The sequence below is a fragment of the Streptomonospora litoralis genome (assembly GCF_004323735.1).
Classification (GTDB): domain Bacteria; phylum Actinomycetota; class Actinomycetes; order Streptosporangiales; family Streptosporangiaceae; genus Streptomonospora; species Streptomonospora litoralis.
Genome location: NZ_CP036455.1, coordinates 4336698 through 4350221, shown reverse-complemented (window position 1 = coordinate 4350221; position 13524 = coordinate 4336698). Strand labels below are relative to the sequence as shown.

At 71.8% G+C, this 13524-nt stretch carries 12 protein-coding genes; 5 read left to right on the top strand and 7 right to left on the bottom strand.

The window, feature by feature from the left end:
* Window positions 1-211 precede the first annotated feature (211 nt).
* Entirely contained in the window at window positions 212-1171 is a 960-nt protein-coding gene (bla, locus tag EKD16_RS18300; RefSeq protein WP_131099494.1) for a class A beta-lactamase, read from the bottom strand.
* Between the two features lie 191 nt (window positions 1172-1362).
* Here bla and EKD16_RS18295 point away from each other — a divergent pair, with 191 nt between their 5' ends.
* On the top strand, window positions 1363-2253 hold the full coding sequence (locus tag EKD16_RS18295; protein ID WP_207391345.1) for a LysR family transcriptional regulator: 891 nt from the start codon (window positions 1363-1365) through the stop codon (window positions 2251-2253).
* The gene (locus tag EKD16_RS18290) at window positions 2250-3167 is read left to right on the top strand and encodes a serine hydrolase (protein WP_242677040.1); all 918 of its coding nucleotides are present in this window, start codon (window positions 2250-2252) and stop codon (window positions 3165-3167) included. The genes EKD16_RS18295 and EKD16_RS18290 overlap by 4 nt, the downstream gene beginning before the upstream one ends.
* Before the next feature lie 60 nt (window positions 3168-3227).
* Here the strand turns inward: EKD16_RS18290 and EKD16_RS18285 are convergent, their stop codons facing one another.
* Window positions 3228-4172, bottom strand: coding sequence for a TetR/AcrR family transcriptional regulator (locus tag EKD16_RS18285; protein ID WP_131099492.1), 945 nt, complete (start codon window positions 4170-4172; stop codon window positions 3228-3230).
* 486 nt (window positions 4173-4658) lie between these two features.
* Here EKD16_RS18285 and EKD16_RS18280 point away from each other — a divergent pair, with 486 nt between their 5' ends.
* Complete coding sequence (locus tag EKD16_RS18280) at window positions 4659-6032, top strand: cytochrome P450 family protein (protein ID WP_131099490.1); 1374 nt, start codon at window positions 4659-4661, stop codon at window positions 6030-6032.
* 114 nt (window positions 6033-6146) lie between these two features.
* On the opposite strand, the gene EKD16_RS18275 is transcribed toward EKD16_RS18280, so the two are convergent.
* The gene (locus tag EKD16_RS18275; protein ID WP_131099489.1) at window positions 6147-6845 is read right to left on the bottom strand and encodes a hypothetical protein; all 699 of its coding nucleotides are present in this window, start codon (window positions 6843-6845) and stop codon (window positions 6147-6149) included.
* A 139-nt stretch (window positions 6846-6984) separates the two neighbouring features.
* Entirely contained in the window at window positions 6985-8175 is a 1191-nt protein-coding gene (locus EKD16_RS18270; protein WP_131099488.1) for a cytochrome P450, read from the bottom strand.
* Window positions 8176-8442: 267 nt separating this feature from the next.
* Between EKD16_RS18270 and EKD16_RS18265 the strand changes: the two genes are divergently transcribed.
* The gene (locus tag EKD16_RS18265) at window positions 8443-9699 is read left to right on the top strand and encodes an Nramp family divalent metal transporter (protein WP_242677039.1); all 1257 of its coding nucleotides are present in this window, start codon (window positions 8443-8445) and stop codon (window positions 9697-9699) included.
* Window positions 9700-9762: 63 nt separating this feature from the next.
* On the opposite strand, the gene EKD16_RS18260 is transcribed toward EKD16_RS18265, so the two are convergent.
* The gene (locus EKD16_RS18260; protein WP_131099487.1) at window positions 9763-10224 is read right to left on the bottom strand and encodes a MarR family winged helix-turn-helix transcriptional regulator; all 462 of its coding nucleotides are present in this window, start codon (window positions 10222-10224) and stop codon (window positions 9763-9765) included.
* A 63-nt stretch (window positions 10225-10287) separates the two neighbouring features.
* Between EKD16_RS18260 and EKD16_RS18255 the strand changes: the two genes are divergently transcribed.
* The gene (locus tag EKD16_RS18255; RefSeq protein ID WP_131099486.1) at window positions 10288-11046 is read left to right on the top strand and encodes an SDR family NAD(P)-dependent oxidoreductase; all 759 of its coding nucleotides are present in this window, start codon (window positions 10288-10290) and stop codon (window positions 11044-11046) included.
* 18 nt (window positions 11047-11064) lie between these two features.
* Here the strand turns inward: EKD16_RS18255 and EKD16_RS18250 are convergent, their stop codons facing one another.
* Window positions 11065-11715 (bottom strand): formylglycine-generating enzyme family protein, encoded by a 651-nt coding sequence (locus tag EKD16_RS18250; RefSeq protein ID WP_131102762.1) that lies wholly within the window; start codon window positions 11713-11715, stop codon window positions 11065-11067.
* 227 nt (window positions 11716-11942) lie between these two features.
* Entirely contained in the window at window positions 11943-13274 is a 1332-nt protein-coding gene (locus tag EKD16_RS18245; protein WP_242677038.1) for a pectate lyase family protein, read from the bottom strand.
* Between the last annotated feature and the right edge of the window lie 250 nt (window positions 13275-13524).

Below are 13524 nucleotides of genomic sequence, written 5' to 3'. Positions count from 1 at the left end.
AGCGCGGAGTGCCATGGTGATAATCAGGCTGATATGCGCGTTTCTCCCGGAAGTGGCGTGGTAAACGGCGGATCTCCGGTAACGTCGATCTTGCACCGGTGGTCATGATCAGGGCCGAACGTGGCCACCGGTACAGGATCGACAACGAGAACGCGACGAGAACTCAAGATCGTGGCACGCGGCCACGCGGCGACGCCTTCGCCGGCCGGGCTCACTCCAGGGCGCCGACGGCGGCCTCGGCCGCCTCCGCGATGAGGGCGTCGTCGTACTCCGCGTCCTCGGCGTCGCGCTCGGACATCACCGCCATGACGATCGGGTCGCCCTCGGGCGGCCACAGCACCGCGATGTCGTTGCGCGTGCCGTAGGCGGCGGCACCGCTCTTGTCGCCGACCGTCCAGCCCTCGGGCACCCCGGCGCGGATCAGGTCGTCGCCGGTGGTGTTGCGGCGCAGCATGTCCACCAGGATCTCCCGCTTCTCCTCCGGCAGCACGTCGCCCAGCGCGTACTTGCGCAGGGTGGCGGCCATCGCCTCCGGTGTGCTGGTGTCGCGGATGTCGCCGGGAGCGGCCTCGTTGAGCTCGGGCTCGGTGCGGTCCACGTGCGTGGTGTCGTCCCCGATCTCCTTGAGCGCGGCCTGCAGGCCCGCGGGCCCGCCCAGCTCCTCGAAGAGCAGGTTGGCCGCCGTGTTGTCGCTGTAGCGGACGGCGGCGTCGATCACCGCGCGCAGCTCCATGCCCTCGTCGACGTGCTTCTCGGTGATCGGGGCGTAATCGAGCAGATCCTCCTCGGTGTAGGTGATGCGCCTGTCCAGTCCCTCCATCGGCGTCTGCTCCAGCACCGCGCCGGCCGAGAACGCCTTGTGTGTGGAGGCGTAGGCGAAGCGCTCGTCGGCCCCGAAAGAGACGACCTCCCCGGAGCCGGTGTCCAGCGCGTAGACCCCCAGGTCGGCGTCGAACTCCCGCTCCAGCCGCAGCAGTTCGGGCCGGTACTCGCCCGGCGGGACCGGTTTCTGGCCGGGGGCGGCAGCTGCGCCCGGCGGGGTTCCGGGAGCCGAGGAGCCGGATGCGGCGGGAGCGGCGCTCTCCTCGGCCGCCGCGCAGCTCGCGAGCGGCGCCATTGCGAGGGCGGCCGCCGCGGCGGAGACTGCGGCGAGGCGGGATCGGATCAGCATGTGACAGGTCCTTTCTGTCGGCGGTCGGGTCGGCACGGGAGCGCAGCCGGGTGCGACGCCCCGAGCCCCCGGCGCCCGGGTGGTGGAGGGCCGCCGCCCGGCGGCCTCACGCAGAGTCTCGCGCGGCGGCACCGATACGGTCCAAGACGGAAATGGCGACTCCGATGCGAAAACGGCATAGTCTGCGGCACATGGACCTCGTCGGCGCCTGCCTCGCCTTCGTACGCGTCAGTGAGCGCGGGAGCTTCACCCTCGGCGCCGCGGCCGCACGCATCCCGCAGCCGGTGGCAAGCCGTCGGATCGCGGCTCTGGAGCGGCATCTCGGCGGGCGGCTGTTCGACCGCTCCACCCGGCGCGCCACGCTGACTCCTTTCGGTCACGACATGCTGCCGTCGGCCAAGCGCCTGATCAGCCTGGCCGAGGCTATGGAGCACGATGCCGAACGCGCACGGCTCGCCCCGCTGCGCTTGGCCGTTCCCGACATCTGCGCCACGCGCGACCTCGCCCTGCTCGGCGCCGAGGCGCTGCGGCAGGGCATCGAGCTGGACCTGCACCCGGCGCCGCCGCCGGGACGGGACGACCTGCTGCGTACTCGCCAGGTGCGGGCGGCGACCGCCGCGGTCCCGCCCGGTGAAGGCAAGTGGACGGTCCCCCTGGGTGTAGGCGGAGTGGTCGAGACCCACGCGGCGGCCGTGTACCTGGAGACGCTGCGCGTCGGCCGCGGTGACACCGAGAGGCGGCGCCGGCTGTGGATCCAGCCCGAGGACGACGTGCCGCACATCCGCGACCGCATCCGGCGGCACGGTGACGCCGCCGGTCTGCAACCGTCCCAGGTCGCGGTGTCGACCGCGCTCGCATCGGCCGCGGCGCGGGTGCTGTGCTCGGCGGACCTGCTGCTGTGCTCGGCGGCCCAGGCGCGGCAGCTGCGGCTGCACTGGCGCCCGATCGGCGAGATCGAACCGGCTCGCGGCTACACCGTCGCAGCGGGGACGGGCACGGACGGCCGGTGGGTCGAAGAGGCCCTGGACCTCGGCCTCGCCCGCTGTCTCGGCGCGACCGCGGCGGGGCGGGGGTCCGAGTGAGCTCGCTGCGGGACACGGAGACGGCCCTGCTGCGGGACGTCGGCGACGAACTGGACGACGGCGGTCTGTACGGTTCCCTCCTGGTGCGTGAGTTGGACACCGGCGACGAAGTCGGCATCGATGCCGACGTGGACCTGCCCATCGCCTCGCTGGTGAAGGTACCCCTGGCGGCCGCCGTGCTGGACCGCGTGCGGCGCGGTGAGCTGGAGGGGGACGCGCGCCTGGAGGTGCAGCCCGGGCAGGTGGCCACACCCGGACCGGTGGGAGTGAGCAGGTTCCGCCACCCGGCCCGGATCGCCCTCGACGATCTCCTCTACCTCAGCCTGGCGGTCAGCGACAACTCCGCCGCCGACGCTCTGTTCGGGCTCGTCCGGCCGGAGGAGGTCGCCCGCTGGCTGGACGGGATCGGGCTGCGCGGTATCGCGGTCCGCCACATGCTGCTCGACTTGAATCAGACCCCGGCCGAGCGGCTCGGGCCCGGCGAGGCGCACCTGGCCCACACCCTGGCCATCGAAGGCGGTACGCCTGGCCGCGGCCACGGCGTACCCCAGCTCGACGTGACCCGGGCCAATTCCGCATCCGCCCGGGCCATGGTGGACCTGCTCCACGCGCTGTGGCGGCCCTCGGCGATCTCCGGCGAGGTGGCCGAGCGGGTGCGGGAGCTGATGGCCGCGAACGTGCTGCGGCAGCGCCTGGCACCCGACTTCGCCTCCGACGCCGCCCGCTGGTCGTCCAAGACCGGGACCCTGCTGAACCTCCGCCACGAGTTCGGAGTGGTGGAGCACTCCGACGGCCAGACCTTCGCCGTCGCCGCCTTGACGGCGTCGCGCGTCCCCGCCATCACCCAGCCGGGCGCTGACGCCCTGATGGGCCGCGCGGCCCGCCGCCTGCGGGACCATCTACGCGGCGGCTGACGGCGTCAGCGGCGGACCGGGCACGGATAGCCGCCGGGCGGTGCCCAGCGGCCTACACCTCTACCGGCGCGCGGCGGGCGCCGGTGCGTCGGCGGGCACCGCGTCCAGGACGCCGCGGAGTTCCCGCAGTCCGCCCGGGAAGCAGCGGTGGAAGGTCGTCGTGGATTTGCGGGCGTGCCGGCAGATCTCGGCGACGGTGAGTTCCCCGCTCGGGACGTCTGCCGCCAGCGCGTCGGCCGCGTCCAGGAACGCCAGGCGAGCACGCTCTCGTGCGCTCACCCGGCCGGGTTCGAAGCCGCAGGCGAGGATCCCCAGGTCGGTCTGATCGTCGACCTGGGCGGTCACGGTTTCGCGGCCGGGGGAGCGGTACAGGGTGGCGAAGACGAAGTAGGTGCCGAGCAGCCAGTTGCCGATCCGCCCCTCCAACCGGTCCGGGGGGCGGGACGCGAGTTTGTAGTGGGTGTTGCGCGCGAGCGCGGCGATCCGGGGTGTCTTCTCCAGCAGCATGTGCGTCCACTCCGCCTGCATCCTGCTGCCCTCATCGCCGAGGACGTGCAGGTCGAGGGCGGTGAGCCACACCTGCGGATGCTGCTGCCAGGAGCGGTGCAGCAGGTCTATGCCGCGCCGCAGGAAGTCTTCCAGGTGCTCGCCGGCCTTCGGCTCGATCTCCGCGATGAACACCGCGTGGCGGGTCCTGATCAGCTCCCGGATGACGGCCGGGAGGTCGTCGAAGTGCCGGTAGTAGGTACTCCGGGATTTCCCGGCCCGCTCGCAGACCCGCTCGACCGTCAACTCGTTCAGCGGAACGGCCGCCAGCGCGGTCTCCGCCGCGTCCAGGAACTCCAGGCGTGTCCGCTCGGACTTGCGGTAGTGCACCTTGCGAGGCGCAGGCCGCTGCGGAGCGTATGCGACGGCGTCGGGGGAGCCGCGCCGCTCCTGCTCGGAGTCCGGCGTGACGGTTCCCGGGTCCGGCCTGCTCTGCGTCTCCCGCGGCCCTGTCGACATAGGCGCAGCCTACGTGCGGCGCTGCGGCGAGTGGTATCGCGGGTCGGCGCAGCGCACATACGCTGCGGCGAGTCCCGGCCCGCTGCGGACGAAGTACCCCCGAATCCGCCGGATGCGCTCTGACTTCGACCCTAGAAAAATGGAACACTGTGTATCATAATTACTACTCGGGTGGGAGAGGGCCTACCACCGGCGGGGGGACGGAACCACGCCGTGGCGGGGCCTGTCTCCCTCCCGACCAGAACGCAGTACGAGGCTCCGCCGACTCCGCGCGATCCGCAGGAGGCGCGGGAGTACCGGAGTAACGCCACCGCCGGAGTCCCGTGACGGGCGCCCGACCACGCCGGCGGCGGGAACGCGGTCGTGAACCCGCTGGCGGGCGCATCCGGAGGCATCCCGCCGGTCGGCCGTGCGGTCGGTGGGAACCCGGACCGGCGCCGCCGCGCCTCGTTACCCCTCGCCCCCTATCCGCCGAACCGGTGCTCTATGACCACCCCCGTCCCGCCTGTCAAGCTCTACGAGCCCGTCGAACGCCCCGACCTGCGGTGGAAGTACCTGCGCGAGACCTACGGGGATGTGGCCCCGGCCTGGTTCGATCCCTACGCGCGGGGCTGGCTGCTGCTCTCCTGGGAGTCCATCCGCTGGGCCATGCAGCCCGCGAGCCCCTTCTCCGCCGACCCCGACCACTGGCGGGACATGCGGGAAGGTCTGATCCCCGAATCGTCGGGTACCGCCGTGCAGCTGATCCGGCGCCAGAGCGCGCGCTTCCGCGACGGCGGCGAACATGCGCGCTACCGCGGTGCGCTGCAGGACGCCCTGCAGCACCTCATCGACAGGAACCGGGTGCTCGACGCCGTCGAACGGGTGGCCTACCGGCTCATCGCCGAGTTCTCCCGCCGCCGCAGTGACGACCTGGCCGCCGGCTACACCTATCCCCGCCCGGTGGACCTGATCGGCGACTACGCCCGCCGCCTGACGGGCACGGTGCTGGCCCGCCTGGTCGGGTTCACCGCCGCCGAGGCCGACCGCATCGGCACACTGATGGAGACGGTCTGGGACGGCGAACCGCACCTGGCCATGCAGGCCTGGACACAGCTCGCCGAGGACCTCGCGGCGCTCGCCGAGCAGCGCGCGCGGCATCCGCAGGACGACGTCCTCTCGTTCCTGCTGCATGATCGGGACCGGCCTGCGCACACGCGAGCAGAGGCCGCGGACCAGACGGCGCTGCTCTTCGCCGCGGGCTACGACCCCACCACCCACCTGATCGGCAACTGCCTGCGCGAACTCCTCACCGACCCGCGGATGGGCGCCGACCTGCGCTCCGGGCTCGGCGACGTCCGCGCAGTCGTCAACACCGTCCAGGTCCACCGCCCTCCGGTCGCGATGCTTCCCGGACGCTGGGTCACCGCCGACCACACGATCGGCCACTACCGCCTGCGCGGCGGCGACCTCGTCGGGTTCGGCATCGCCGCGGCCAACCAGAGCCTCGCCGCCCGCGAGCTGACGTCGAGCACGAACGCGCACCTGGGGTGGGGGACAGGCGGCCACGGCTGCCCGAGGGCCGGACAGGACATCGCCACCGTTGTGGCCGGCGCGGCCGTGCACTGCTTGTTCGGCGCCGCGCCCCTGCGCCTGGCGGTACCCGCCGACGCGCTGCCCGACCGCCCTTCGATGGTCATCAACGGCCTGCGGGAGCTTCCGGTGGACCTCGGCGAGGTCCACCTGCCCGAGAGCCGGGCGGCACTCCCGGAGCCCGCCGCGGTCCGCCCGTCCGGCCCGGCGCCGGCCGCCGCGACGCGGTCGCCGTCGCTGGGGGAGCGTCTGGGCGGCTTCGCCCGCGCCCTGCTGGGACGCGGTTGAGCCGGAGCGTCTTCGCCTGCCGCGTGTACCGCTGCCTCCCGTGCCCGCCCGCTTGCGTCGGGCGTTCCGGGGAGGGGCGCGGCGCCCGGTCGGTGCGCCGCCGACCGCGCCCCCTCAGGCGGTCGGCTCCTCGACGATCGGCGCCAGCTGCTCGTGCAGGTCCTCCGCCGACGGAGCGGCGTAGAGCTCCGAGGGAGACTCCTCGTACTGCAGCACCGACGGGCAGTCGGTCGTGAGGCCGGAACCGGCGAAGTGCCCGTTGGTCGCGGTGAAGTCGGTCTCGTGGATCTTCTCGCCCGTTGCGAGTTCGTACACGGTGAAGGTGAACCGCTGGCTGAACAGGGGGAGCGTGCTGCGCTTCGGGGTGCCGCTGTCCTGTCCGCCGCCGAAAGAGTCCCATTCGGACTCCTCGTAGTCGCAGGTGTGCAGTTTCTCCACCGGGCCGCGCCCGCGTGCGCAGACGAGCAGTTGCGTCGCGTTCAGCGATCCGGGGAACCATCCGCTGATCGGCGTCGCGTCCTCCGCGGCGTCACGGGTGTCGACCAGCCCCGGCCGGGTGTGCGGGTCGGTGTCGGCCATGGCGGCGGCGGAGAACACGACGGTGGGGTGCGGCCCCTCGCCGGTATAGGGTGCGGCATTGCCGTAGCCCTCTCCCGGGTTCTCGCATAGGGCGCCCAGGTCCTCGATCTTCTCGATCGCGGCGGCCGCATCGGGCGAAGGGGACTGCGCGTCGTCCGCGGGCGGCGAGCAGCCGACGGCTGTCGGCACCAGCGCCAGCGCAGTCAGGGACCTCAGTAGGCGGGGACGGGACACGGGACTCCTCTTCGGGTGGTTCGGGGCGAGTTCCTATGGTTCGAGGATCGCCGCACGGTCGGGCGGGGCAGGCCGCGAACGCCCGGCGGGTGCGACCGCTCGCGCGCCGCCGCCCCGCCGGGCGCTCGTGAGGTGGTGCCTACGGGTACACCAGCAGCCTGCGCGGGTGGCTCATCAGCAGGCTCGGGGCTGGCTCGTCGTCCTCGGCCGAGCGGAGGCCGGGAAACCGCTCGAAGAGGGCCGGCAGGGCCACGCCCAGCTCCAGGCGCGCCAGGTGCTCACCCAGGCAGCGGTGCGCGCCGTAGCCGAAGGCCAGGTTCGGGGTGCGCTCGCGGGTGACGTCGAAGGAGGCGGCGTCGTGCCACACTTTGCGGTCGCGTCCGGCGGCCTTGTAGGCGAGTAGCACCGGCGTCCCCTGCGGCAGGGTGACGCCTCCGTAGCTGACCTCGCGCGTGGGGAAGATCGCGGGCAGCAGGTTCACGCTGGTGCTGTGCCGCAGGACCTCCTCGATGCCCTGCTCCCAGGTGACGGTGCCGCCGGTGAGCAGCCCCAGCTGGTCGGGGTGGCGCAGGAGTTGGCGCCAGCCGTTGGCCAGCGCCCCCATCGTCGTCTCGAATCCGGCGATCAGCAGCAGGTAGACGGTGTCAGCCAGTTCCTCGGCGCCGAGCTTGTCGCCGTCGGCGCTGTTCTCCGCGATCATCGCGCTGATCAGGGCGTCGTCGGGGTTCTCGCGCTTCCGGCGGACCAGGTCCCCGATGAACCGGTACGCCTCTTCCACGACCGCCGTGTCGACACCGGAGAGGGTTCGCTCGGCGATGTCGGAGATCGCGGGGTAGTCGTCGGGATCCAACCCCAGCAGCCGCCCGATGACCTGGATCGGCACCGGCATGGCCAGGCTCTGTTTGAGATCGACGGGCCGGGGCGCGCCGGGCTCGGCAATCCGCTCCAGGAGGCGCTCGGTGATCGCCTCGACCTGCGGGCGCAGTTCCTGCACGCGCCGCCGCGTGAAGACGTTCTGCACGAGGCCGCGGACGCGCCGGTGATCGGGGCCGTCCTGGGTCAGCATCGAGCGGACCCGGATGTTGGCGATCAAGGGCGAGGACGCGTCGAATTCGCCGTGGTGGTCGCGGTAGGTGGCGCTGCGGACGAAGAGGTCCGACCGGGGGTGCAACGCTTCCTGGAGTGCTTCGTGGCTGGTCAGAGCCCAGTGCGTGTGGCCCGCGATCCGCAGCCGCGCCAGGGGGCCGGTGGCGGCGAGGCGCTCGGCCAGTTCGTCGGTGTCGTCGCCGGGGTCGAACGCTACGGGGGGTGCGAGGTGAGGTGTCGCCATGGTGCGAGCTTAACGGCGCCACAGTGTTTTTGGCACACGATGTAGCATTTTTTCCGCCGGAGTGCCGACCACAGGTGTCCGGCCGCGGCCGGGCTGCGCCGCCCACACTCCCCGGCACTGGTGGCCGTTTCCGGCCGCCCGGCGCTTCACGGTGTCCGACCGAAGCAGTAGGCCGGTTGCACGGGTTGCCCCGCACCGGCCGAATAGCGTGGAATCGCCCTATGCTGCGGCGGGCTCACCCGCTGCGACGGCGTCGAAGGGGAGTTTGTGGCCGAACGGGAGCAGCAGGAGCAGTACAAGGCCCGATGGAAGCTCATCGGTCCGGGAATCGTCGTCGCCGCCACCGGTGTGGGGTCGGGCGACATGGTGGCCAGCCTGGTGGCGGGCGAAAGGTTCGGCTACGCCCTGCTGTGGGCGGTCGTCGTCGGCTGCGTCGTGAAGATCGCCCTGGCGGAGGCCACCGGCCGCTGGCACCTGGCCTCGGGCCAGACCATCTTCGACGGATGGCGCGGTATGGGCGTGTGGACCTTCGTGTTCTTCGCGCCCTACATCGTCATCTGGGGCTTCGTCTACGGCGCCACCGCGATGTCGGCGACCGCACTGCCCCTGCAGGCGCTGTTCCCCGCCGTCCCCCTGTGGGTGTTCGCGGTCGCCGCGGGGATCACCGGTCTGCTCTTCGTCTGGTTCAACCGGTATCCCGTCCTGGAGCGGGTGATGACCGTGCTGGTGGGCCTGCTGTTCGTCACCGTGGTGGGCCTGGCGGTGTACCTCGTCCCCGACCTCGGCTCCTTGGCCGGCGGCCTGGTGCCGAGCACACCGGAGGACTCCCTCTTCTACACCCTCGGGCTGATCGGCGGCGTCGGCGGCACGATCACCATGGCCGCCTACGGGTTCTGGGTCAACGCCAAGGGCTGGCGCAGCCCCGCCTGGATCCGCATGATGCGCCTGGACAACCGGGTCGCCTACATAACCACGGGTGTCTTCGTCGTCGCCATGCTGATCGTCGGCGCCGAGTTGCTGCACACCGCCCAGATCGCGATGGCCGAGGGCGACGAGGGGCTGATCACCCTCGCCGAAGTGCTGCGCGAGCGGTTCGGCACGTTCGTCTCGGTGGTGTTCCTCGTCGGGTTCTTCGCCGCCGCCTACTCCTCGCTGCTGGGCGTCTGGCACGGCGTGAGCCTGATGTTCGCCGACTTCGTGGGCAACATCCGCGGCCGCGCCGACCGGAGCGTGGAGGAGCGGGAGACCAGCTGGGAGTTCCGCGCCTTCCTGCTGTGGCTGACGTTCCCGTCCATGCTCCTGCTGCTGCTGGACCGGCCGATCGCGCTGGTGATCGCCTACGGCGTGCTGGGGTCGGCGTTCATGCCCTTCCTGGCCTTCACCCTCATGTGGCTGCTAAACACCCGGCGGACCCCGCGGGAGTGGCGCAGCGGAATCCTCAGCAACACCGGCCTGGCCGTAGCCGGGGCGCTGTTCCTGGTGCTGTGCGGTCAGGAGGTCTGGAACCGGATCACCGGCGTGTGACCACGCCAAACGCGGCCGTATTGGCCGCCGCGGGGCGGCACGGTGGCGGCCATTTGCGCTCGGCTACTCCTCGGTCAGAACAGATTCCTCCACCTGGTCACGCAGGCGGTCGTTGGCGTCCTCCAGCGCCTCGACTACCGCTGAGCGCTGCTCGGGCGACAGCCCGCCCAGCGTCTCCTCGGCGAGTTCGTCCCAGGCCGCCTCGATCTCGGGGATCAACCGGCGGGCATGCTCGGTGAGCACGATCCGCACCTGCCGGCGATCGGAGGGCACGGGCTCGCGGCGGAACAGTTCCCGCTTCTCCATGCGGGCCAGCGTACGGGTCGCCGTGGGTGACTCGATCCCCAGCTGCGCGGCCAGCTGCGAGACGGTCATGCCGTCCTCCTCCTGCGCCAGCAGCCACAGCAGCACGTCCTGGCCGGGGTGCAGGCCCAGCGCCGCGAGCTTGCGCGACTTCACCTCGCGGTAGAGCTTGCTCATCTTGTTCAGCGCGCGGTTGACCCGCCTGGACTCGTCGCTTTCCACTCGCCCATGCTACTGATGTATAGTCGGCTAATAAGTAGTCGGCTATATAAATAGAGAGGCAGTATGGACACGAAACTCAGCGGCAGGACCGTGCTGGTCACCGGCGCCTCCGGCGCGATCGGGCGCGCTCTCGCCACCGCGTTCGCCGAGGAGGGCGCCGCCGTCGCGGCGGGCTGGCACAGCGATCGCGCGGGCGCACGGGAGGTGGTGCGAACGATCACCGGCGCCGGCGGGCGCGCCGCGGAAGTCCGCATCGACCAGGGCGACCCGGACTCGATCGACCGGGCGGTGACCGAGGTCGAGCACGTGCTCGGCGGCATCGGCGTCCTGGTGGCCAACGCCGTCGCCTGGCCCGAGTTCGGCGACCAGAGCCGGGAGGGCCTGATCGGCAGCCTCACCGCCAACGCCGCGGGGACGCTGGCCCTCGTGGAGGCTGTGCTGCCCGCGATGCGCAGTGCGGGATGGGGGCGGGTGGTGCTCATCTCGACCGACATCGTCGAGCAGCCCATGGCCGGACCCACCGCCTACCCGGCCGCCAAGGGCGCGGTCGAGACCGCCGCGCGCGTCTTCGCGGTCCGGGAAGCCCGTCACGGGATCCTCACCAACGTGGTGCGACCCGGGTTCACCCGCACCGAGCGGGCGCTGAACGCGCCCTGGCTCGGGCCGGAGGTGATCGGCGCCGAAGGCGCGAAGACGCCGACGGGACGCATCTGCACCCCTGAGGACGTAGCCCAAGCCGCCGTGTTCCTGGGCTCGGGCGCCAACGGCCACGTCAACGGCGAGGCGCTCTCCGTGGCCGGAGGGCGGCAGTTGACACGCTGAGCGCCCTCACGCCACCGCTCACAGCGACCGGGCGAGGCGGAATCCCAGATCGTCGGTGCGCAGGGTGGGATGGCTCTTGCGCCTGCAGGATGCGCGGCAGCCGCGGGGCAGATCGTTCCAGCCGCCGCCGCGGAAGACGCGGTAGGGCCCGTAGACCCGGGGATCGTAGCGGTCCCAGCACCACTCCCACACGTTGCCGATCGTGTCGTGCAGGCCCCAGGCGTTGGGCGCCTTGGTCGCCACGTCGTGCGCGGCCGCGCCGGAGTTGCCGCGGTGCCAGGCGATGTCGTCGAGATCCCCGTACCGCACCCCGGCGTCGCCCGCGCGGCAGGCGTACTCCCACTCCGCCTCCGAAGGCAGCCGGTACCCGGAGGCGCCCCAGTCGCAGACCACGTCCAGACCGTCCGGATCGCCGCCGTCCGTGTAGCACGGTGTGCGTCCGGCGGCCCGCGAGAGGCGGTTGCAGAAGCGGACGGCCTCCAGCCAGGACACGTCGGTCACCGGTGTGCCGCCCCCCGCGGATCCGGCGTGCCCCTGCCCGCCGAGCGCCGCGTACACCTCGGTGGTCACCGGATGGGAGGCCATCCGGAACGCGCCCACCTCGACCCGCCACTCACTCCGCGAACCCTCGTCCCGCAGCGTGATCCCGCCCGCAGGCACGGCGATCATGCCCGCCTCGACCGCGCCTATCAGCGCGCTTCCCGTGATTGCCACGGAGTCCTTCCTACCCGAGCGTAGAGAACGGGCGCTGCGGGGACCGGCGGGCGCGGCCGTTCGCAGCACGCATACGGCCGCCCCGCCGCCCCGCCGCCCCGCCGGTCCGGAGGGCCGGACCGGCGGGGCGGCTCCCGCACGGCGCAGACGCGGGAGGCCGTCTGCGCCGAAGGGTCCGGGCGCTACCGGGCCTCGCCCGCACCGGCCTTGGCGTGGACCAGCGCCGGGACCGCCCACGTGGGATGCACGCGGCGGTGCAGCGACGGGGTCCAGCTGGTGTCCTCGGCGAGCGTGGCGTCGGGGTTCGCGGCGTTGTAGGCGGCCAGCAGGTCCGTGCGGCGGCCGTTGAAGACGCTGCCCTCCTCGTGGATGGCGGTGCCGCGCCAGGACTGGATCACCTCGCCGGCGGCGATGCCGCCGCGCATGAAGAAGAAGTTGTTCTCCGCGTAGATGTGGGACTCCACGCCCGCACCCAGGGAGTACTGGTAGTCGTACGGCGAGTCCGCCGAGTGGGTGTAGAGGTTGTTGTAGACGTGTACCTGGCCGTACCGCACCCGCGGTGCGCGCTGGGTGACGTTGCTGAAGCGGTTGTGGTGCACCGTGACGCGCAGCTTGTCCCACTCGTCGTAGCGGTCGCTGTCGGTGTTGCCGATCAGCATCGTCTTGTCGTGGGCGTCCAGCCGGTTCCAGGAGATCGTCACCATGTCGCTGGCGCGCACCACATCGAGCAGGCCGTCGTGGTGCTCGACGCGCTGTCCGTGGATCACCGGGAATCCGCTGTCGTAGTTGCCGCCGTCGGAGACGGTGAGGTGGTCGAGCCAGACGTGCTCGGTGCGGGAGACCTCGATGTTGTCGTACTGGGCGTCCCACGCCTCGCCGTCCCAGGAGGGGAAGCAGTCGTAGGCGTCGTGGATGCCGAGGTTGCGCAGGATGACGTTCTCCACGCTCTCCAGCAGGACGAAGCCGTCGCTGATCGAGGCGTCGCCCAGGCCGACGATGGTGGTGTTGGAGCCGGGCCGCAGCATCACATGCGAGCGGTGGGCGTCGTAGGAGCGCTCGCGGGCCTCCTCCAGCGGCCCGGACGCCTCGCCCTCCCAGCCGGCGTCGGGGTCGTAGGTGGCGACGTACTCCTGCCAGCTGTAGCCGGGGTCGTTGAAGTCGGTGCAGGAGAGGGAGTCGCCGTCGGCGTCGGTCATGGCGCTGATGTCGCCCTCGACGTAGACGATCTTGGGCTCGTCGCCCTGGACGGCCTCCTGCAGCCCGGCCCAGGTGTCGACGGTGTAGACGTGGTCGGCGTCGGCCGCGGATCCGCCTGTGGTCCCGCCCTCGGCGGCGCCCCAGCCGTCGCGGTCGCCCAGCGTCTCGCGCCCCAGGTCGCGGTCGTGGTGTCCGTGATCGCCGCCGCGACCGTGGTGGCCGCCGTGGCCGTGGCCGGCGTCGGCGGCTGCGGGTAGTGCGGTGGCCACCAGCGCCGCACCGGCGGCGGTGGCCAGGAGACCGGCTGCTCTGTTCACTCGGGGTTCCCTCCGACCGTGGATGGACAGGTGCTCCCCCCGCGACCGCGGGCGGCCACGCGCAGTCGGTAAGCGATTTCCGGGCGATAAGCGAACTTTGTAGGCATTACAGCGTGCAGTGGGGGGATTTCACAAGGAAACCGCTTACCGGATACCTTCATGCCCGGATGGCGCGCCGTCAAGGGCCCTTCAACGCGGATTCCGCCGTGAGTCGGCATTCGAGCCGCCGGCGTCCGTGCGGATGCGGTCT